Here is a 21,967-nt window from a genome sequence, read left to right on the forward strand (position 1 = left end):
AAAGAGTTATTTGAAGAGCAGGGTTTATGCAAACAGTACTTATAGTTATTCATTTGTTGATTGTGATTACTCTGGTTGGTGTTATATTAATCCAACCTTCAGAAGGTGGTGGGCTAGGTGTGAGTAATAGCTCAGGGTTGATGAAAACTCGTGGATCTCGAAATCCTTTAACACGTTTGACTGCTATTTTAGCCTGTTGTTTTTTTGTTGTGTCTATTGGGCTTACCGTGGTGGGTAATATATCAAATTCTAGTTCTGATATTTTAAAGCGTATACCGGTTAATTCAGAGCAGAATTCTACCAATAAAGGATCAGAATCAGTCCCATCATCAGATGGTGAGTCTTCTTCCCCTTCTATTCTTGAACAGCTAGGAGGCAATTCGAATTCTCCGCAGGAACAGAAACAGTCCGCAAATCCTGAAGCAGAAAGTCCAGTTCCACCGGTTCTTGAAAATACAGTTCCGGATAACAGTACGAAATAGTTTTTTAAGAAAATATAGACTTTTTAAAAAGGTGATTTTTTCACCTTTTTTATTTTAGAAGAAAAATTGTTTCTTTTTGCATTTTTTGCTGGAAAAATCATTATAAATTGCTTATCACCATAAGCCCATGGCACGTTATGTTTTTATTACTGGTGGTGTGGTTTCTTCCCTTGGAAAAGGCATCGCAGCGGCGGCGTTAGCAGCGTTATTACAGGCTCGTGGTTATCGTGTACGTCTTCGCAAACTTGATCCTTATTTAAATGTTGATCCAGGTACGATGTCACCTTATCAACATGGTGAAGTATTTGTGACCGATGATGGTGCAGAAACGGATCTTGATCTTGGTCATTATGAGCGTTTTACTGGGCGTTCTGCAAATAGCCAAGATAATATCACAACAGGGCGTATTTATCGCAATATCATTGAACGAGAGCGGCGTGGTGATTATTTGGGGGCAACAGTCCAAGTTATCCCTCATGTTACGGATGAAATTAAGAGATTCATTACGATGGGAAATGAAGAATTTGATTTTGTTTTGTGTGAGATAGGCGGAACGGTTGGTGATATTGAAGCAATGCCTTTTCTAGAAGCGATTCGTCAGCTTCGCAATGAGCTATCAAGACAAAGTGTCGTTTATGTCCATCTCACATTAATGCCTTATATACCTTCGGCAGGTGAATTAAAAACGAAACCAACACAACATTCTGTCAAAGAATTGCAAGCAGTTGGTATTTCTCCTGATATTTTGCTTGTACGTGCAGATAGATCTATTCCAGAAACAGAACGGTGCAAATTATCACTTTTTTGTAATGTTCGCTCCAATGCAGTCATTCAGGCATTAGATATGCCAACAATTTATGATGTTCCTATGGCATATCATAAGGAGGGTTTGGATTCTGAAGTTCTTTGTGCTTTTGGAATCGATACGGCACCTTCCCCTCAGATGGATCGTTGGGAAGATATTACGCATCGTATTCACCATCCTGAAGGAGAAGTTACGATTGCTGTTGTAGGAAAATATACGGGTTTAAAGGATGCTTATAAATCTCTTATTGAAGCGATTGCACATGGTGGTTTAGCGAATAAAGTAAAAGCTAATATTGAGTGGATTGATTCGGAACTTTTTGAAAAAGAAGATTCTGTTTCAGCTTTACAAAAAGCCCATGGAATTTTGGTTCCAGGTGCTTTTGGGGCACGAGGGGCAGAAGGAAAGATTCGAGCAATTCAATTTGCACGAGAGCGTAAAGTCCCATTTTTAGGGATTTGTTTTGGGATGCAATTAGCTTGTATAGAAGCTGCGCGCAATATTGCACAGATTAAGAATGCTTCGTCAAGTGAGTTTTGCGAAACAGAAAATCCAATTGTAGGTTTAATGACAGAATGGCTTAAAGGAGACGTTCTTGAAAAACGTACAAGAAATGGTGATCTCGGCGGATCAATGCGTCTTGGTGCTTTTGCTGCTGAATTAAAAGAAGAGAGTCATATTGCTCAAATTTATGGGATAACCAAGATTGTCGAGCGACATCGTCATCGTTATGAGGTTAATATTGATTATAAGGATAAGTTAGAACAGTGTGGTTTGATTTTTTCTGGGATGTCTCCTGATGGTATTTTACCAGAAACGATAGAATATGCAGATCATCCATGGTTTATTGGTGTTCAATATCATCCAGAATTAAAATCTCGTCCTTTTGATCCTCACCCGCTTTTTTCTTCTTTTATTGAAGCCGCTGTAGAACAAAGTCGATTAGTTTAATGCATAAATTGGGTTACTTTGCTTTTGAGGGATAAAATGACTAAACCAAATGCCCGTGTGAAAGTTGGAAATATTATTTTTTCAAATGAAATGCCTCTTTCATTAATTGCAGGGCCGTGTCAGATGGAAAGTCGCGATCATGCTTTTGAAATGGCTGGTCGTATTAAAACAATTACCGATCAGCTTGGTATCGGGTTTGTTTATAAATCGAGTTACGATAAAGCTAACCGAACTTCTTTGGGTGCGGCACGTGGTATTGGTCTTGAAAAGGCAATGGCTGTTTTTTCTGATTTAAAAAAAGAGTTTAATTGCCCTGTACTAACTGATGTGCATACAGAAGAGCAATGTACAATTGTTTCTTCTACGGTTGATATTTTACAAATACCGGCTTTTTTATGTCGTCAAACAGATCTTTTGGTAGCAGCCGCCAAAACAGACTGTGTTATTAACATTAAAAAAGGTCAGTTTTTAGCGCCGTGGGACATGGAGAATGTTTTAAAAAAGGTTGTTTACAGTGGTAATCCGAATGTTATGCTTTGTGAGCGAGGCACGTCATTTGGTTACAACCGACTTATTTCTGATATGCGTTCATTGCCTATTTTACGTTCATTTGGTGCTCCTGTTATTTTTGATGCAACGCATTCTGTTCAAGAACCTGGGGGGCAGGGTGCTTCATCTGGTGGACAGCGTCAATTTGTTGAAATTTTAGCGCGTGCAGCTGTTTCTGTTGGGGTAGCTGGTATTTTTTTAGAAACACATCAAGATCCAGATAATGCACCTTCTGATGGACCCAATATGGTTAAACTTGATAATTTACAAAGATTGCTTGAGACTTTAATGGAGTTTGATTATCTGTCAAAGAAGTTGAATTGAGAAGAGAAAAACACTTCATTAATAGGACATTAGAAATGAATCAAGACTTTTATTGGATAAGGAAACACATATGACTATAATTGTCGATATCATTGGACGTGAAGTTCTTGATAGCCGTGGTAATCCAACGGTAGAAGTTGATGTTCGTTTGGAGAATGGAGCTTTTGGTCGCGCTCTGGTTCCATCGGGAGCTTCAACAGGAGCACACGAGGCTATAGAGCTTCGTGATGGTGGTTTGCGCTATCAAGGGAAAGGTGTTGAAAAAGCGGTTGCTGCAGTTAATGGCGAAATTCTTGAAGAACTTGGTGGGCGGGATGCAACAAATCAAATTGCTATTGATCAAGCAATGATTGCTTTGGATGGAACGCCAAACAAAGCCCGTCTTGGTGCCAATGCACTTCTTGGTGTTTCATTAGCTGTTGCAAAAGCAGCTGCGGATTCATTAAATTTACCTTTGTATCGTTATATTGGTGGTACACAAGCGCATATTCTTCCAACCCCCATGATGAATATTATTAATGGTGGCGTTCATGCTGATAATTTGATTGATTTTCAAGAGTTTATGATTATTCCTATAGGAGCTCCTACTGTAAGAGAAGCTATCCGTTATGGCGCTGAGATTTTCCATGCATTGAAAACGCGTTTAAAAGATGCGGGTTATAATACCAATGTTGGTGATGAAGGTGGTTTTGCACCTCAATTTAAAAGTGCTGATCAAGCTATTGATTTTATTATGGAATCTATCATGATATGTGGCTATAAACCAGGTGAACAAATTGCCATTGGTTTAGACTGTGCTTCAACCGAATTTTATAAAAATGGTTCGTATTTTTATAAAGGTGAGGGCAAATGCCGTGACATCCAAGAGCAGGTAGATTATTTAGCGCAGCTTGTGAAAAATTATCCTATTATTACAATTGAAGATGGAATGGCAGAGGATGATTGGGAAGGTTGGAAGTTACTCACTGACACAATTGGAGAAAAATGTCAGCTTGTTGGCGATGATTTGTTTGTAACGAATTCAGCACGTTTGCGTGATGGTATTAAAATGGGGGTAGGCAATTCTATTCTCATAAAAGTTAATCAAATTGGTACATTGAGTGAAACACTTGATGCTGTAGAAGTAGCACATAAAGCAGGTTATCGTGCCATTATATCTCATCGTTCAGGCGAAACAGAGGATTCTTTCATTGCAGATCTTGCGGTTGCAACGAATTGTGGACAAATTAAAACAGGTTCTCTTGCGCGTTCGGATAGATTAGCAAAATACAATCAACTTATTCGTATTGAAGAAATGCTAGGAGCCCAAGCGCGTTATGCTGGTGATTTATATCGTGTATAGTTGCGAGCAAAGAGTGTGAGAGTATGATATTATTTAGACTATGAAATTGAGATTTTTTATCAAAGGCATATACGCAATAATTTTTAAGTGTTTAAATTTATAGGGATTAATATGAGAGGTATAATTATTAGTCAAGACCAAGGAAATTATCTCGTTTCGGGTGATGATGGTAAACGTTATCAGTTTGCGACTTGGGATTGGTTGGGAAAGAATCCACCAAGGATTGGTAATGCTGTTGATTTTGTCTGTGAAGGAGGTGTTGTCAGTTCTGTTTTCCCATTGTTGAGACCAGGTACAGAGAACACAAAGATAATGTTCGCACTGCTTTGTTGGGTTGCAGGTATCTTTGGTGTTCATCGCTTTATGGTTGGTAAAGTTCGGACTGGTGCTTTAATGCTGGTTCTATCTTTATCATTGTTTGGATTGATAATTACCGGTATTTGGGCAATTGTTGATTTTATAGTCATTGTTGCTGGAAGATTTACGGATAAAGATGGGAATCAGATTACAGATTTGTAAAAATTTTATAATAAAAAGAAAATAATTAAGTTTACTTTTTATTTCGATCAATATATTGAGTTGCATAATGCAAGATTATTGTACTCTATTTCTTTAATGTGAGATATTAAGAGAAATATGCACAGTTGAATAAAAGTATTGAAAAAGACTGTGCTATTTTATGTGGGTAAAACAACGGCGTAAATCCACTAAGGTGTGTTTTGTATTGCTGCTTATAGCAGCAGAAAACATTAGCTCATTGGGGAGCTCAAAACTATTTTAATTTCACGTTTATCACGGCTGCTACAAATTTTATTTACACCGTGAGGTTAATCAACATATTATAAAAAGAAATAATCTCTTTATGAATAACACATGAGGAGCAGCTTTATAGGTGTTAAAGATGAAAGGTACGATTATTGGTCAAGATCAAAGGGTTTATCTCGTTTTTGGAGATGATGATAAGCGTTATCAATTTTTGCCTGAAGATTTTTTAGGGTAAAAACACCAAAGGTAGGGGATACCATTGATTTTGTCTGTGAAGGGATACCATTAAATCTATTTTTCCTATCTCGGTTGAAGGTCAGTCACAAAAATTAAATGTGATGCTAGCGATCGTTTACTTGTTTTTTTGTGCATTGGGGATTCATCAATTTATGGTTGGTAAAATTGTATCGGGCCTTATAATGCTTCTTATTAAGTGTAATAGGTCTACTATTTCTGGGGATCGGGTTTTTGACAACTATACTTTGGGCATTGATTGATTTTATATTTATTTAACAGGAAATTTTAGGGACAAAGATGAGGGTAAATTGAAAATAACAAATTGTTTGAGTGTATAGATTTGGTAATGAGGTATTAATCAAAATCGTGCATAGTTGGGCAAAATATTAAAAAATTTGTGCTGTAAAGACTGTGCTATTTTATGTGGACAAAGCAGAAACGTCGATCAATCAAAGTGCGCTTTGTACTACCTCTTATGACGGTGGGAGTCTTAAGCTATTTCAGTTATCACATTTATCATGGTGAGTATGGATTGTATTCACGCAGTGAAGTTAATCAGCATATTAGCGAATTAGAAAAGGAGCTTCATAAAATAGAAGCTGAGCGGATATTCATGGAAAAGCGTATTTCTCTTTTACGCAATGGACATATAGAAAAAGATATGCTGGATGAGTATGTCCGAAAGAATTTGAACTTTTCTAAGCCAAATGAACTGACAATCTTAATACCTTGAAATGATACCAAAGGTAAATGAAAAATCGCTTACTTTAAACAACAATCAGCAATGATATTGTTTAAGCCGATTGATAAGGCTTGTAACTTTTGTTCGTAAAGGTTATTCCTAAATAATCATAAAAGGGAGTTTAATATGGCAGAACGACTTAAAAAAAATTCTGCGTCGGTGGCGCGCACTGCATTATCAAGCACCACAAAGAAAGCACCAATAGCAGACTTTACAAAAGAAGAAGAAATTGATGCTTATCGTGAAATGCTTTTAATTCGCCGTTTTGAAGAAAAAGCAGGACAACTTTATGGTATGGGGCTTATTGGGGGATTTTGTCACCTTTATATTGGTCAGGAAGCCGTTGTTATAGGAACATTGAAAGCGGCAAAAGAAGGTGATCAGGTTATTACGTCTTACCGTGATCATGGTCATATGTTAGCCGTTGGGATGAGTCCGCGTGGTGTCATGGCAGAATTAACGGGACGTCAAGGTGGCTTTTCCAAAGGGAAAGGTGGCTCGATGCATATGTTCTCTAAAGAAAAGAACTTTTATGGAGGACACGGTATTGTTGGTGCGCAGGTTCCAATTGGTTCAGGTTTGGCATTTTCGAATCAGTACCTTGGTAAAGATAATGTGACATTGGTTTATTTTGGTGATGGTGCCGCAAATCAGGGGCAGGTTTACGAAAGTTTTAATATGGCTTCACTTTGGAAGCTTCCCGTTGTTTATATTATTGAAAATAATCAGTATGCTATGGGAACGTCAGTTTCACGTGCATCTGCAGAAACTGATTTTTCCCGACGTGGTCTTTCTTTTGAAATTCCAGGTATTGTTGTTGACGGTATGGATGTTCGATCAGTAAAAGGAGCTGCTGATGAAGCAATTTCTTGGGCACGCTCAGGTAAAGGACCAATCATTCTTGATATGCAGACCTATCGCTATCGTGGTCATTCCATGTCTGACCCAGCAAAATATCGTTCAAAGGAGGAAGTCCAAAAAATAAAAGAGGAACACGATCCGATTGATCAAGTAAAAAATCGGATTCTTAAACAAAATTTGGCGAGCGAAGACGATTTAAAATCTATTGAGAAAGAGGTTCGTGCAATTGTTGCTGATGCGGCAGATTTTGCACAAAGTGATCAAGAGCCAGATGCTTCTGAGCTCTATACTGATATTTTAGTTTGATGCGAGGGAAGCAAGTATGTCTATTGATATTTTGATGCCGGCGCTTTCACCAACTATGGAAGAAGGTAAACTGTCTAAATGGCTCAAGAGAGAAGGTGATAAGGTTAGCTCTGGCGATGTTATTGCTGAAATTGAAACGGATAAGGCTACAATGGAAGTAGAGGCCGTTGATGAAGGTACTCTTGGTAAAATTTTTGTGCCTGAAGGTTCTGAAGGCGTAAAGGTTAATACTGTTATTGCGATTTTGTTAGAAGAAGGTGAGCGTGCTGAGGATATTTCGCAACCTACTGATACAGCAAAAAAAACTAAGGAATCTCCTCTTTCTCTGGCATCGTCAGTTCCGCAGTCTGCTTCTACTTTTGATACATCTCCTAATTTTGATATTCCAGCGGGAACACAAATGGTTACAATGACAGTTCGTGAAGCGCTTAATCAGGCTTTGGCTGAAGAAATGCGGCGTGATGAAAAAGTTTTTCTCATGGGGGAAGAGGTCGCGCAATATCAAGGTGCCTATAAGGTTAGTCAAGGTTTGTTGGAAGAATTCGGAGAACGCCGAGTTATTGATACCCCAATTACAGAGCACGGCTTTGCTGGGCTGGCTGTCGGGGCTGCTTTTGGAGGGTTACGTCCTATTGTCGAGTTTATGACATTTAATTTTGCGATGCAGGCGATGGACCAAATTATTAACTCAGCAGCCAAAACACGTTATATGTCTGGTGGACAAATGACCGCTCCTATGGTTTTTAGGGGTCCCAATGGCGCGGCTGCCCGTGTTGGTGCTCAACATTCTCAATGCTATGCTGCATGGTATAGTCATGTACCAGGTCTGAAAGTTGTCATGCCTTATAGTGCTGCAGATGCAAAAGGTTTGCTGAAAGCTGCTATTCGTGATGATAATCCTGTTATTTTTCTTGAAAATGAGATTTTGTATGGGCATCAATTTGATGTCCCTCAATTGGATGATTTTGTTTTGCCTATTGGTAAGGCGCGTATTCATAAGTCTGGACAAGATGTGACGATTGTCGCGTGTGGAATTGGAATGCATTATGCCGTTCAAGCGTTGCCGGAAATTGAACAATTTGGTATCGATGTTGAATTGATTGATTTACGAACCATTCGCCCGATGGATCTTCCAACAATTCTTTCTTCAGTTAAAAAAACAGGTCGTTTGGTAACGATTGAAGAGGGATTTCCTCAGTCATCCGTGGGAACTGAAATAGCAACGCGTGTTATGCAGCAGGCTTTTGATTATCTTGATGCGCCAATTGCTACGATTTCTGGTAAAGATGTTCCGATGCCTTATGCTGCTAATCTTGAGAAGTTGGCTTTGCCTAATACTGCTGAGATTATTGAGGCCGTTAAGGCTGTGACATACAGAGCATAACGGAGGAAAGCATAATGCCCATTAAAATTACAATGCCAGCACTTTCCCCTACGATGGAAGAGGGAAATTTAACAAAATGGAATATTAAGGAGGGAGATAAGGTTTCCTCCGGTGATGTTATTGCTGAAATTGAGACGGATAAAGCGACAATGGAAGTCGAAGCCGTTGATGAAGGTAGGGTTGCCAAAATTGTTGTTCCTGCTGGAACACAAGGCGTTAAAGTAAATGCTTTAATTGTTGTTTTAGCAGAAGAAGGTGAAGATTTAGCTGAAGCGGCAAAAGTTTCAGAAGAAATCTCTTCTTCTACAAAACAAGAACCAGAGGGCGTAAAACAGACAGATACTCTGAAACAGACGGACTCAAAGGGTACAAAAATGTCTCATGAATCATCAGCTCAGCAATTAATACAGCAAGATAAAAAGGTAGCGCGTCTTTTTGCCTCTCCCTTAGCGCGGCGATTAGCATCTCAGGAAGGCCTTGATTTATCCCTTATTTCTGGAAGTGGTCCGCATGGGCGTATTATCAAGCGCGATGTAGAAAAAGCTGTGAGTAGTGATATTTCTAAAGTGTCTTATTCATCACAAATAGGGGAGCTAGTAGCTACAGGTGCTTCTGACAAACAGATACTGAAACTCTTTAAAGAGGATGAATATACCTTCGCACCCCATAATAATATGCGTAAAACAATCGCAACACGTTTGATGGAATCAAAACAGAGAGTTCCACATTTCTATGTAACGGTAGATTGTGAACTTGATGCGCTGTTAGCACTGCGTACACAACTGAATGCTGCTGCACCAATGATTAAGGGGCAGGAAGAAACTCAGCCTACTTATAAGCTTTCTGTTAATGATATGGTGATCAAAGCTGTCGCACTTTCTTTGAAAGCTGTTCCTGATGCGAATGTCTCTTGGCTTGAAGGCGGAATGCTTCATCATAAACATTGTGATGTTGGGGTTGCTGTTTCTATTCCCAATGGATTAATTACGCCGATTATTCGCCATGCAGAGGAAAAGCCGTTATCACTTATTTCCAAAGAGATGAAGGATTTTGCAAAGCGTGCGCGTGAGGGCAAGTTAAAAATGGAAGAATATCAGGGTGGAACAACAGCTGTATCAAATATGGGGATGTATGGTATAAAAAGTTTTTCGGCTATCCTTAATCCACCGCATGCGACGATTTTTGCGATTGGTGCAGGGGAAGAACGCGCTGTTGTTAAAAATGGTGCATTAGTTGTTGCGACAGTTATGTCAGTTACAATTTCTGCGGATCATCGTGCTGTCGATGGTGCTTTAGCCGCAGAGCTCGCGCGGGCTTTTAAGAAGATGATTGAAAATCCATTAGCAATGTTGGTTTGAACTGTTTAACAGTTCTTCACGTAAATTGTGAGAGAGTGTGTTAAGAGAATAAAAACAAATTTAAGAGTTTGAAGAGCAATGTTATTGCTATTTCTGGTTTGGGTAAAGCATTTACGTGAAGCTTAAAGAAAAAGACATAAGATAATTCTGTGATGTTGTTTTGCAGTTTTAAGTTCAAAAAATGCATATCCGTTTTATATATATCCATGGAGGAATTACTGTGGCAAATCTTTATGATGTAATTGTGATTGGATCAGGTCCAGGCGGATATGTAACCGCAATTCGTGCAGCACAATGTGGTTTTAAGACTGCGATTGTTGAACGTGAACATTTGGGAGGGATCTGTTTAAATTGGGGGTGTATTCCAACAAAGGCCCTTCTACGTTCAGCGGAAATGAAACATTTTGCTGAACATGCAAAAAATTATGGACTAAAAATTAATGGTTCAATTGAGGCAAACATCAAAGATGTTGTGGCACGTTCACGCGGTGTTTCAGCACGTTTAAATGCTGGTGTTGATTTTTTAATGAAAAAAAACAAAATTGATATTATCTGGGGTGAAGCAAAGCTTACTAAAGAAGCGAAGAGAAGCCATCCTGCGGAAATTATGGTTTCTTCATCCTCCAAACCGATTATGCAACCGCAAAATCCAGTCCCTAAAGGGACGTTAGGGGAGGGAACATATCAAGCAAAGCATATCATTATTGCAACGGGTGCACGTCCTCGTGTCCTTCCTGGTATTGAGCCAGATGGAAAACTCATTTGGACTTATTTTGAAGCTATGATACCGCCAGCAATGCCAAAATCGCTTTTGGTTATAGGGTCTGGGGCTATTGGCATTGAATTTGCCTCTTTTTATTGTGATATGGGGGCGACAGTAACTGTTGTTGAAATGATGCCCCACATCATGCCTGCTGAAGATATTGAAATTTCAACGTTTGCTTGTAAACAGTTAGAGAAAAAAGGTTTACGCATTCTTCGTCAAGCAAAAGTAACAAAGGTTGAAAAATCTTCTGATTCTGTGACTGTACATATTGATGTTCAAGGTAAAATAGAGTCAATGACTGTTGACCGGTTGATTTCGGCTGTTGGGGTGCAAGGTAATATTGAGAATCTTGGTTTAGAAGCTTTGGGAATAAAAACCGATCGCGGGTGCATTGTAACCGATGAATGGAGTTGGACGGGGGTGGAAGGCATTTATGCTATTGGTGATGTAGCAGGTCCTCCTATGTTGGCACATAAAGCAGAAGAAGAAGGTGTGATATGTATTGAGCATCTTGCAGGTTTAAAGAATGCTCATCCGCTTGATAAAAGAAAAATTCCAGGGTGTACATATTGTACACCACAGGTTGCCTCTGTAGGGCTTTCAGAAGCTACAGCAAAAGAAGCAGGTTATGATATACGTATTGGTCGTTATTCTTTTGCTGCGAATGGCAAGGCGATTGCTTTGGGTGAAGATCAGGGGTTAGTAAAAACAATTTTTGATAAAAAAACAGGACAGCTTCTTGGGGCCCATATGGTAGGGGCTGAGGTAACAGAATTGATACAGGGTTTTGTTATTGCTATGAATCTTGAAACAACAGAAGAAGAATTAATGCATACTGTCTTTCCACATCCGACTTTATCGGAAATGATGAAAGAAAGTGTATTGGATGCTTATGGTCAAGTTTTAAACGCTTGATGACTGGATTGTATGAAAGATTTTATATTTTTGATTGTTACTTCGTATTTATAAGGCAAAGGCTTAAATGGTTACGGTTGTTGATAGAGTTACAAATAGACGTTTGCGTCATCCTGAAAAGGCACATCGTCCTGATACAAGCGTTCAAAAAAAGCCAGATTGGATTCGTGTAAAAGCGCCAACATCGCCAATTTATAAGGAAACACATGGTATTGTACGTACGCATAAGTTAGTGACTGTATGTGAAGAAGCTGGTTGCCCTAATATTGGCGAATGTTGGAGCCAGCGGCATGCTAGCTTTATGATTTTAGGTGAAATATGTACGCGTGCTTGTGCTTTTTGTAACGTTGCAACAGGTATTCCACTTGCCGTTGATGATAATGAGCCAGAACGTGTAGCCGATGCTGTTGCACGGATGGAATTAAAACATGTTGTCATTACATCTGTTGATCGTGATGATCTTGCTGATGGTGGTGCTGAGCATTTTGCAAAAGTTATTTATGCGATTCGTCAAAAAACTCCTAAAACAACAATTGAAGTTCTGACACCTGATTTTCGTCATAAGGATGGCGCTTTAGAAGTTGTTGTTGCTGCTAAGCCTGATGTTTTTAATCATAACTTAGAAACAGTTCCTTCTAAATATTTGAAGGTTCGTCCAGGGGCACGTTATTTTCATTCAATTCGTTTATTACAACGCGTTAAAGAACTTGATCCAACAATTTTTACAAAATCGGGAATTATGGTTGGTCTTGGGGAGGAGCGAAATGAAATTTTGCAATTGATGGATGATTTGCGCTCTGCTGATGTTGACTTTATGACGATTGGACAATATTTGCAGCCTACACGAAAACATCATCCAGTTGTTCGTTTTGTGCCTCCTGAAGAATTTGAGTCTTTTGCCAAGATTGGTAAAGTAAAAGGATTTTTACATATGGCCTCCAATCCTCTGACGCGTTCATCTCATCATGCTGGAGATGATTTTGCTATTTTGCAAAAAGCGCGTGATGAAAAATTTTCCTTACAGAGATAATTATGCCGATTTTTACAATACATCGGCAGATGACTCATAGTGCCAATGAAATGTTTGAGCTGGTTTCAGATATTGAGCGTTATCCTGAATTTTTACCAATGTGTGAGTCTTTGATAGTACGTTCTCGAAAAGAGTATGGGAAAAAAATGTTGCTTCTTGCGGATATGACCGTTGGCTATAAGATTATCCGTGAAACTTTTACGACTCAAGTATTTCTTCAGCCGGAAAAAAATCTTATAGAAGTTAAATATATTGATGGTCCATTCAAATATCTTGAAAATCGTTGGTCCTTTCATGATATTGAAAATACCAATGCATGTAATGTAGAGTTTTTTATTGATTATGAATTTAAAAGTAAAACGCTTGGATTAGTGATGGGCTCAATGTTTGATATTGCGTTTCGTAAATTCACCGACGCTTTTGAGAAGCGTGCGCATCAGATTTATGGCTCTACGATAACATAGTCTATTCTGTTATTTTTTAACAATACGTATTGCTTATAACGGCGTGAAGGTGAAAACTGGTTTCCATCTTTACTATTTGTTTTAATTCATCTTTTTCAGCTTTGAAAAGCATATTAAAGGAATATCATTTTAAATGATGAAGATGATGCACAGCTTCACGCTTTTGTTTCTCTTTTTTAATAGAGGCATATCCAAACAAAACGCCCAAATAGGACATGCTTGCGTCATACCCATTTCATAATAAATAGTATAGATACTCGTAAAAGTATATAAATAAACATCTTTACACTTATGAAGAAGTCAGCCTGCACCATTTATTTGCTATCTCTCGAGATGTTGCGCGAGCTCTTAGCATTTGAGAGAGGTACAAGTATCCTTTTCTTTAATCATTTTATTTATACAGTTTTTTTCTTGTGGCGTGCAAGTGAATAAATTTGATTAATTCAACTGAAAGTTGTGGTGCAATAAATCATTTTTTCAAGATGTTGACGATTATAGACTCAATGTGGAATAGAGAGCTTTGAAATTAGTATGGGGAATTCAGTGAAGCAATTCCAGAATCATTTTAAAAACATTTTCAACAGTTGCATGGCGGATAGCATTGCGGTTAAGATGACCAAAGTGCATTTCTTTGTGCAGAGTTTTATGATTTTTGTAAGCAACTGCGCAATGCACAAGTCCTACAGGTTTATCAAGACTTTCTCCTCCTGGACCAGCAATTCCTGTTACAGAGACTGCAATGTCAGCTTGTGAATGTTTTAATCCACCCTCAGCCATTGCAAGAGCAACTTCTTTTGAAACGGCGCCATAGGTTTTTATAAGTTCAGCACAAACGCCAACAAGGCGTGTTTTAGATTCATTTGAATAAACAACAAATCCACAATCGAGAACATCTGACGAGCCTGCAATATTTGTGAGGCTTGCAGCAATGAGTCCTCCTGTACAAGACTCTACAGTTGTTAACAGCAAACCTTTTTGGCGAAAGATATTAAGGACTTCATGTGCTTGTTTTTCACAAAGATATGTCATTGGGGAAGTTCTCCTGAATAAAGAACGCTCGCTGTTGCAAGAGCAGCAATTCCTTCACCACGACCAATAAATCCAAGCCTTTCATTTGTTGTTGCTTTGATAGAGATTCGATCAGGTGTCATTGAAAGTATTGTCATAAGATTTTCTGTCATGGCATGACGATAGGGACCAATTTTAGGATTTTCAGCGATAATTGTGATATCAACATTGGCGATACGACCACCTGCTTGTTTTAGAATATCAAGAGCATGACGGAGAAAAATTTCTGATGATGCATTTTTCCATTGGGGATCAGAGGGAGGGAAATGTGTGCCAATATCTCCAGCACCTCGCGTAGCGAGCAGGGCATCTGTTAGCGCGTGAAGAGCAACATCTGCATCGGAGTGTCCATTTAATTTTTTATGAAAAGGGATTTTTATACCACATAAAATAAGAAAGTCACCTTCCTCGAAAGAGTGAACATCATAACCATTGCCGGTGCGGATATCAGGAAACATTTGCATTTTCTTTTGGAGATATAAATGTGCGGTATTAAAATCTTCATGCCATGTAATTTTTATGTTGTTAGGATCCCCAGGAACGATACGCATAGGAATTCCAAACCATTCGGCAATCGCAGAATCGTCAGTGAATTCTTTTTTGCAAGCTTGTTTTGCTTGCTTATGGGCCGCTAAGATATGTTCAAAGGGAAAACACTGTGGAGTTTGTGCACTATAAAGATGGGTACGGGGAATTGTTTCTAAAACATGCTGATTATTTACACGTTTAAGGGTATCAGAGATGGGAAGAACAGGAAGAACACCTTCTTGAGGCGTGATTGTATTGTGAATGTTATCAAGAAGCTTGTTTTCGATAAAGGGGCGTGCACCATCATGAATATGCACATATTGGAGATTAAATTTTTTGAGTGCCTGAAGTCCATTTAAGGTAGAGATTTGACGTGTATTGCCTCCTTCAACGATAATAAGGCGCTCTTTAAAATCACCAATAGCTTGTTCACAGATTTGACGATCTTCTGGATGAATAACAAGGATAATTGTTGTGATAGCTGGATGCTGCAAAAAACAATGCACGGTATGATAAATAATCGGCTTTTGTCCTAGAAGCCGATATTGTTTTGGAATTTCATGGGGAGATCCTGCTCTTTCACCACGTCCAGCGGCTAATATTATTGCTGCAATAGAAATACCTAATCTCCTTGTATTATAATCTTAGTTTGCCTTTTTGTCATTAATTTTAAAATGATTTTGAAAGGATGGTTGTTGTAGATCAGCAAGGGATATCACGGATAACACCTCAAAAAAAGCATTTAATGCTTTTTGAAGTGCGGTATTTAAACCACAAAAATCGATCAAGGGGCAAGTTGGTTCTGCAGTATCGAAACATTCTGCTAGGGAAAAGTTATCTTCTGTTACTTTCACAACATCAGCGACTGAAATCTCTGCTGCGGGTTTCGCCAATCTAACTCCACCATTGCGTCCACGCACTGTTTGTATAAAACCTGCTTGAACAAGCAGCTGAAGGATTTTAAATAAAAAAAGTTCTGAAACGGCATATGCTTTAGCAATTTCTGGAACACGACTGAGAGTTCCCTGATTATCTGCACAATACATGAGCATTCGAAGAGCATAATTTGTTTGTTTTGTTAATCGCATCTCATTTCCTTCGTAAAGTATCGTCGAACACAGTTTATTTTAAAGATATTTTGCAAAATGTAGAAGTTCTTTCTCGTTGACTATATTTGCTCTATTTTAAATGTAGTATTAGTATTGTCAATTTTTGCTACAAAAGGTTATATGAGAATAATGGGATAAGGGTATGTAAGCTCATGACGAATATAACATCTGTGACGAATCTTCAAGACATAGATAAAAATACTTATAACGATGAGTTGTATCGTTTAAGTAAGGTATATATTTTTTTAGGGATTACAATTATTGTATTGGCTTTACTTACGGCCTCTGTTTCATTTATTATTCTTATTGGATTAACCCCTGTTGTTCCCAGTAGAACAGTAACTCTTATTCTTATAGGGATTAATAGTTTTTGGGTTTTAGGGCTTATTGTCATCGTTTTTTATGAGATGATTCCGATCATTCGTGCTTGGCGTTCAAGGCGTGCAGGGTCGCGTCTTCATGTGCGCCTTATTTCATTGTTTGCACTTGTTGCAACAATGCCAGCTGTTGCTGTAGCTCTTGTATCGGGTCCAGCACTAAATTTGGGACTTGATCGATGGTTTGATACAACAACGCGGCAAATTGTGGGCTCTTCTATTGATTTAGCAAATGCTTATGCAGATGAAATGCTTCAAAATTTAAAAAATTTATCCTACGCGATGGCATTTGCACTTGATAACAAAAAACTCTTAGAACGTAATCCAGCTGAATATAGGATGCAATTGACGCGCCATGCTATAGGACGCAATTTGCGTGGCGCATTTTTGTTAAGTTCTAGCGGAGCTATTTTTATATCGAGTGCTCTTGGTGATGAAGATAAACTGCCAATTCCTCCTTCCAATCTTATTGAACGTGCAACCAGTGCGAGGCCTTTTTCTTTTCAACCAGGCGTGCATGATTATTTTGGTATTATTTTAAAATTTACCAACATTCCAAACACATTTCTATATTTGGTGCGTGACGTTGATAAAGGTGTTTTATCTGCTTTGCGTTTGACAGAAGTCAATACAGATCGTTATCGTGATTTAAATGAAAATCGCCTGCTGACGCAAATTGCATTTGGTATGCTTTATTTATGTCTTTTTTTTAGTTTATTCCTATCAGCTATTTGGGCCGCTATTGCTGTCGCTGATCGCTTAGTACGTCCTATTCGTCTTCTCATTAGTGCAGCTGATGATGTTGCTACTGGAAATATGGAAATTTTTGTGCCAGTACGAGCAAAAGATGGGGATATTGGGCAATTATCCAAAACTTTTAATTACATGGTTAGTGAATTGAAAAGTCGGCGCAATGAGTTGATTGCAGTGCGTGATCAAATTGATGAGAGAAGGCGTTTTTCTGAAGCAGTGTTATCGGGTGTAACAGCAGGAGTAGCAGGTATAGATGATAATGGTGATATTACAATTATTAATCGGTCTATTGAAGCGATGTTTGATATTCGCTCTGAACACGTTGTTGGACAAAGTCTTTTATCTTTAAGTGCTGAAATTTGGCAGGTTTTTCAGTTTGCACGTTCATTGGATCGTAAAAATCATCGTGAGCAGGTTACTTTAAACGTTGCAGGAAAAGAGCGTGTCTGTAATGTCCAAGTTACGATGGAAGAGGATGATGGACAGGGGCAATCTTGGGTTCTAACAATTGATGATATTACAGACCTTGTTGCAGCGCAACGTACAGCGGCGTGGGCGGATATTGCACGGCGTATTGCACACGAAATAAAAAATCCCCTCACACCCATTCAGTTATCCGCCGAACGCATTCGTAAACGTTATAACAAAGTTATTACACAAGATAGAGAGGTCTTTGAGCGGTGTATTGAGACAATTATTCGACAGGTTGGAGATATTGGGCGTATGGTTGATGAGTTTTCCTCTTTTGCACGTATGCCCAAACCACAAATGCATATTTTAGATATACGAGAATTGTTGCGCGAAGCATGTTTCTTGATAGAAGTGACACGACATGATATTCATTTTGAGCAAGATTTAGGAAGTCTACCACTTATGGGTGCATTTGATAACCGTCTCATTGTACAAGCTTTTTGCAATGTTATCAAAAACGCGAGCGAATCCATAGATTCAGTTGTGCGAGAGGAAAATATTCACGGTCATATTCTTGTCCGTTCTTATCGTCAAGAGGAATGGGTGGTTGTGGATGTTGTTGATAATGGGAAAGGACTTCCTAAAGAGCAAAGACAAAAGTTATTAGAGCCCTATATAACAACGCGGGAAAAAGGAACAGGGCTCGGGTTAGCCATTGTGCGCAAAGTTATTGAAGATCACGGTGGTTCCATGGAGCTTCATGATGCACCGGAGAGTTTTTATGAAGGTCGTGGTGCGATGATCCGTTTGATATTTCCGGCGGATGGGGGTAAGCAGGGTAGTATTATACAAGCCATAAATCATAAGATAGGGGAATAGTATGGTATCAGATATCTTGATTGTTGATGATGAAGCAGATATTCGTGAGCTTGTTGCTGGTATTTTAGATGATGAAGGTTATGAAACGCGTGTTGCTTGTAACTCTGATGAAGCATTGGCTCAAATTAGTGAGCGTATTCCAAAGCTCATTTTTTTGGATATTTGGCTACAGGGTAGTCGTCTTGATGGTTTAGCATTGCTTGATGAAATTAAAACGCAATATCCGGCTCTTCCGGTCGTTATGATCTCTGGTCATGGTAATATTGAGACGGCTGTTTCCGCTATAAAGCGAGGGGCATATGATTTCATTGAAAAACCTTTTAAAGCTGATAGACTTGTATTGGTTGCAGAGAGAACACTTGAAAACTCAAATTTAAAACGTGAGCTTTTAGAATTGCGAAAGCGTTCGAACGAGACATTAGAGTTGCTCGGAAAATCGACAGTTGTAAAAAATTTGCGTCAAATCATAGAAAAAGTAGCACCAACCAATAGTCGCGTCATGATAACAGGTCCTTCAGGGGCAGGAAAAGAAACTGTTGCACGAACTATTCATGCGCTCTCAACGCGTTCGAATGGGCCATTTGTTACAATAAATGCTGCAACGATTACTCCGGAAAGAATGGAAATAGAGCTGTTTGGCAGTGAAATGGAAGGAAGAGAGCGCAAGATCGGTGCCTTAGAGGAAGCTCATGGCGGTATATTATATCTTGATGAAATTGCTGACATGCCACGTGAGACTCAAGGTAAGATTCTTCGGGTGTTAACGGGGCAGACATTTGAAAGAGTTGGCGGCACAAAACGTGTTAAAGTGGATGTGCGTATTATTTCTTCGACAGCGCAAAATCTTGAAAACCTCATTTCTGATGGGCGCTTTAGAGAAGATCTTTTCCACCGTCTTTCGGTTGTTCCTATTGCTGTTCCGCCCCTTTCAGCGCGTCGTGAAGACATTCCAGAACTTGTACATCATTTTGTAAAAACAATATCACAGCAGGTTGGGATTAAACCGCGTGCAATCAGTGATGATGTGATTGCTATTTTGCAAACGCATGCTTGGCCGGGTAATGTGCGGCAATTACGCAATAATATTGAGCGTCTTCTTATTCTTGTGCGGGATGGTGATGGTCCTATAACAGCGGACTTTCTTCCCAGTGAAGTAAGTGATTCTTTGCCACGTCTTCAAATGGATTCAGATGAAAGTATAATGGATTTGCCGTTACGTGAAGCACGAGAATTGTTTGAAAAGAGATATTTAGTGGCACAGATTGGGCGTTTGGGTGGAAATATATCACGTACTGCTGAATTTATAGGCATGGAGCGTTCAGCTTTGCACCGTAAACTTAAAGCGCTTGGAGTTTCTTAAAGCGATGCGTGTTATTATTTGCGGAGCAGGACAGGTTGGGTATGGGATAGCAGAGCGTCTTGCTGCTGAAAATCACGATGTTACTGTTATTGATATTGAAACGAGATTAATTGAAAAGATTCGCGATACATTGGATGTGAGAGGTTTTGTTGGTCACGGTTCACGTCCTGAAGTTCTTTTGGCTGCAGATGCAGACAAAGCTGATATGTTGATTGCTGTCACTTTGTTTGATGAAGTCAATATGGTAGCTTGTCAAGTAGCACATTCATTATTTAATGTGCCCACAAAAATTGCTCGTATTCGTTCACAATCTTATTTAGAACCACGTTATAAGACGCTTTTTTCCAGAGAGAATATTCCCATTGATGTGGTTATTTCGCCAGAAGTTGAAGTTGGGGAAATGGTTTTGCGCCGTATTGCTTTACCTGGTGCAATAGATGTTCTTTATTTTTGTAATGATGATGTTGTTGCGCTAGCCTTGGAATGCATGGAAGATTGTCCAGTTATTAATACACCTTTGCGTCAATTAACAGAGCTTTTTCCAGATCTTCATACGACGGTTACCGCTATTAAACGTGGCGCGGAATTATTGGTTGCACATTCAGAAACGCAATTACGCGTTGGTGATATAACCTATCTTGTTGTTGCTCGTGATCAAATGCGCCGTGCTGTTGGGCTTTTTGGTCATAAAGAACAAGATGCCCACCGCATGATTATTGCAGGAGGCGGTCACATTGGCCTTTATGTTGCACAGGCTATTGAAAAGCGTTTCCATAAATTAAAATTGAAGATTATAGAATCGCATAGAGAAAGAGCTCTCACGATTGCTGATCAGCTTGAAAAAACAACAGTTTTATACGGTAACGTGTTAGATCCAGTGATTCTTCAAGATGCGGGAATTGATCAGTCCGATTTAATGATTACATTGACCAATCAAGATCAGGTTAATCTCTTAAGCGCTATTATTGCTAAAAGATTGGGCTGCAAAGCCAATATGGTATTGATTAATAATGTTGCCTATCAAGAATTTAGTCGTGCTGTTGGTGTGGATGCATATCTTAATCCCCATAGCGTTACAATATCGAGAATTTTGCAACAAATGCGCCGTGGACGTATTCGTTCTGTTCATTCAGTTTTTAATGGCCGAGCAGAAATTATTGAAGCTGAAGTGATGCAAACATCTTCATTGGTTGGTAAGTCATTATCAGAGCTCAATTTATCAGATGGTTTGAGAATTGGTGCAATTTATCGCAATAAGACAATAATACAACTTTCGGCAGATACGCGCATTTTGTCTGGTGATAGAATAGTGATTTTTGCTCTTGCTGATAGGGTTCGTGATGTTGAACAACTCTTTCGCGTAAGTTTAGAATATTTTTGATATATTATCTATGGATATTTGTACTTTTTGGTATAGTGGACAATTAAGATTGGTGGATAGGCTTTGTTTGTCCTCAATGGTTAAAACTGGACAGCGCGTTAAGCTTTTTAGTTATGATAAAAAAATAGATAATCTTCCTGCCGGTGTTGAGTTGCATGAAGCCGAATCAATTTTACCACGCTCAGCAATTTATCGCCTTGACCCCGATTTTTCTGATAATAAACCAGGGTGTACAATTGTTCAGTTTTCGGATTTTTTTCGTGTTATGCTGATGAAATATCAACAAGGTGTTTGGTTAGATACAGATGTTTACCTTGTTAAACAATTTCATCCAGATGCGGATAAGGTTTGGTTGGCAAGAGAAAATAATACAAGAGTAGGCGTTTCTGCACTTTATTTTCCGCCCAATAACCCTATTATAAAAATATTTGAAGATTATTGGGCAGGCACAGAAATTATTCCTCATTGGCTTGGATTTAAGCGTCGTATTTGGAGACCATTCTGGTTAAAGAGAAAAAAAATGCCGATTTTACCGGGAAGTCTTGGTGTTACGATATTTGGCAATGATGGTATTTCACGATTAGCAAAACGATATGGTTTTTTTCATGAAGCAAAGGAAAAGGAAACTTTTTATTATTGGACTGGGCGAAAAACTGAACGTATTTTTGAACCAGCTTTTGGCATAAAGCCGCTTACAGATTCACGCTTGATAGGCTTTCATATTCACAGAAAGACAAAGACCACGAAAAGACCTCAGGAAGGAAGTTTTTACCATTGGGCGGTATCTCGCATCCCTGATGTTCATCATTTGTTTAGATAG

At 38.9% G+C, this 21,967-nt stretch carries 19 protein-coding genes; 16 read left to right on the forward strand and 3 right to left on the reverse strand.

What is annotated here, in order from left to right:
• Window positions 1-26 precede the first annotated feature (26 nt).
• The 12 genes from secG to ACFIJK_RS01340 all read left to right on the forward strand — a co-directional run bounded on the left by secG (window position 27) and on the right by ACFIJK_RS01340 (window position 13,281).
• The gene (secG, locus tag ACFIJK_RS01285; RefSeq protein WP_375625929.1) at window positions 27-482 is read left to right on the forward strand and encodes a preprotein translocase subunit SecG; all 456 of its coding nucleotides are present in this window, start codon (window positions 27-29) and stop codon (window positions 480-482) included.
• Between the two features lie 127 nt (window positions 483-609).
• On the forward strand, window positions 610-2,238 hold the full coding sequence (locus ACFIJK_RS01290; RefSeq protein WP_375625931.1) for a CTP synthase: 1,629 nt from the start codon (window positions 610-612) through the stop codon (window positions 2,236-2,238).
• A 36-nt stretch (window positions 2,239-2,274) separates the two neighbouring features.
• Window positions 2,275-3,111, forward strand: a complete 837-nt coding sequence (kdsA, locus tag ACFIJK_RS01295; protein ID WP_375625933.1) for a 3-deoxy-8-phosphooctulonate synthase — start codon at window positions 2,275-2,277, stop codon at window positions 3,109-3,111.
• Window positions 3,112-3,181: 70 nt separating this feature from the next.
• On the forward strand, window positions 3,182-4,453 hold the full coding sequence (gene eno, locus ACFIJK_RS01300) for a phosphopyruvate hydratase (protein WP_375625935.1): 1,272 nt from the start codon (window positions 3,182-3,184) through the stop codon (window positions 4,451-4,453).
• A gap of 111 nt (window positions 4,454-4,564) precedes the next feature.
• Window positions 4,565-4,972, forward strand: a complete 408-nt coding sequence (locus ACFIJK_RS01305) for a TM2 domain-containing protein (protein WP_375625937.1) — start codon at window positions 4,565-4,567, stop codon at window positions 4,970-4,972.
• Between the two features lie 904 nt (window positions 4,973-5,876).
• Window positions 5,877-6,188: a septum formation initiator family protein gene (locus ACFIJK_RS01310; RefSeq protein ID WP_012754998.1), complete on the forward strand. Its 312-nt coding sequence runs from the start codon at window positions 5,877-5,879 to the stop codon at window positions 6,186-6,188.
• 135 nt (window positions 6,189-6,323) lie between these two features.
• Window positions 6,324-7,364: a pyruvate dehydrogenase (acetyl-transferring) E1 component subunit alpha gene (gene pdhA / locus ACFIJK_RS01315; protein ID WP_375625939.1), complete on the forward strand. Its 1,041-nt coding sequence runs from the start codon at window positions 6,324-6,326 to the stop codon at window positions 7,362-7,364.
• A gap of 16 nt (window positions 7,365-7,380) precedes the next feature.
• Window positions 7,381-8,748, forward strand: coding sequence for a pyruvate dehydrogenase complex E1 component subunit beta (locus ACFIJK_RS01320; protein ID WP_375625941.1), 1,368 nt, complete (start codon window positions 7,381-7,383; stop codon window positions 8,746-8,748).
• 14 nt (window positions 8,749-8,762) lie between these two features.
• Complete coding sequence (locus tag ACFIJK_RS01325; RefSeq protein WP_375625943.1) at window positions 8,763-10,106, forward strand: pyruvate dehydrogenase complex dihydrolipoamide acetyltransferase; 1,344 nt, start codon at window positions 8,763-8,765, stop codon at window positions 10,104-10,106.
• A 220-nt stretch (window positions 10,107-10,326) separates the two neighbouring features.
• Window positions 10,327-11,787 carry a dihydrolipoyl dehydrogenase gene (gene lpdA / locus ACFIJK_RS01330; protein WP_375625945.1) on the forward strand — a complete coding sequence of 487 codons (1,461 nt, stop codon included), beginning with the start codon at window positions 10,327-10,329 and terminating at the stop codon, window positions 11,785-11,787.
• A gap of 67 nt (window positions 11,788-11,854) precedes the next feature.
• Window positions 11,855-12,817, forward strand: a complete 963-nt coding sequence (gene lipA / locus ACFIJK_RS01335) for a lipoyl synthase (RefSeq protein WP_273723360.1) — start codon at window positions 11,855-11,857, stop codon at window positions 12,815-12,817.
• Window positions 12,818-12,819: 2 nt separating this feature from the next.
• Window positions 12,820-13,281, forward strand: coding sequence for a type II toxin-antitoxin system RatA family toxin (locus ACFIJK_RS01340; protein WP_375625947.1), 462 nt, complete (start codon window positions 12,820-12,822; stop codon window positions 13,279-13,281).
• A 540-nt stretch (window positions 13,282-13,821) separates the two neighbouring features.
• Here ACFIJK_RS01340 and ACFIJK_RS01345 read toward each other — a convergent pair.
• Genes ACFIJK_RS01345 through rirA form a run of 3 tightly spaced genes read right to left on the reverse strand, consistent with a single transcriptional unit; the run spans window position 13,822 to window position 15,965 of the window.
• Window positions 13,822-14,310 carry a CinA family protein gene (locus ACFIJK_RS01345; protein ID WP_375624974.1) on the reverse strand — a complete coding sequence of 163 codons (489 nt, stop codon included), beginning with the start codon at window positions 14,308-14,310 and terminating at the stop codon, window positions 13,822-13,824.
• The gene (locus tag ACFIJK_RS01350; RefSeq protein WP_375625974.1) at window positions 14,307-15,497 is read right to left on the reverse strand and encodes a bifunctional 2-C-methyl-D-erythritol 4-phosphate cytidylyltransferase/2-C-methyl-D-erythritol 2,4-cyclodiphosphate synthase; all 1,191 of its coding nucleotides are present in this window, start codon (window positions 15,495-15,497) and stop codon (window positions 14,307-14,309) included. Before ACFIJK_RS01350 ends, ACFIJK_RS01345 begins: the two co-directional genes overlap by 4 nt.
• 24 nt (window positions 15,498-15,521) lie before the next feature.
• Window positions 15,522-15,965, reverse strand: a complete 444-nt coding sequence (gene rirA, locus ACFIJK_RS01355) for an iron-responsive transcriptional regulator RirA (RefSeq protein ID WP_273788340.1) — start codon at window positions 15,963-15,965, stop codon at window positions 15,522-15,524.
• 173 nt (window positions 15,966-16,138) lie between these two features.
• On the opposite strand from rirA, the gene ACFIJK_RS01360 reads away from it, so the two are divergent.
• From ACFIJK_RS01360 to ACFIJK_RS01375, 4 genes are read left to right on the forward strand one after another with little or no spacing between them, the layout of a single operon-like run.
• On the forward strand, window positions 16,139-18,406 hold the full coding sequence (locus ACFIJK_RS01360) for an ATP-binding protein (RefSeq protein WP_375625950.1): 2,268 nt from the start codon (window positions 16,139-16,141) through the stop codon (window positions 18,404-18,406).
• Between the two features lies 1 nt (window position 18,407).
• Window positions 18,408-19,766 carry a sigma-54 dependent transcriptional regulator gene (locus ACFIJK_RS01365; protein ID WP_012755009.1) on the forward strand — a complete coding sequence of 453 codons (1,359 nt, stop codon included), beginning with the start codon at window positions 18,408-18,410 and terminating at the stop codon, window positions 19,764-19,766.
• A gap of 4 nt (window positions 19,767-19,770) precedes the next feature.
• Entirely contained in the window at window positions 19,771-21,147 is a 1,377-nt protein-coding gene (trkA, locus tag ACFIJK_RS01370) for a Trk system potassium transporter TrkA (RefSeq protein ID WP_012755010.1), read from the forward strand.
• A gap of 10 nt (window positions 21,148-21,157) precedes the next feature.
• The gene (locus tag ACFIJK_RS01375; RefSeq protein WP_375625953.1) at window positions 21,158-21,967 is read left to right on the forward strand and encodes a hypothetical protein; all 810 of its coding nucleotides are present in this window, start codon (window positions 21,158-21,160) and stop codon (window positions 21,965-21,967) included.

It is taken from the genome of Bartonella sp. PS17NMGDW, assembly GCF_042193555.1.
Classification (GTDB): domain Bacteria; phylum Pseudomonadota; class Alphaproteobacteria; order Rhizobiales; family Rhizobiaceae; genus Bartonella; species Bartonella grahamii.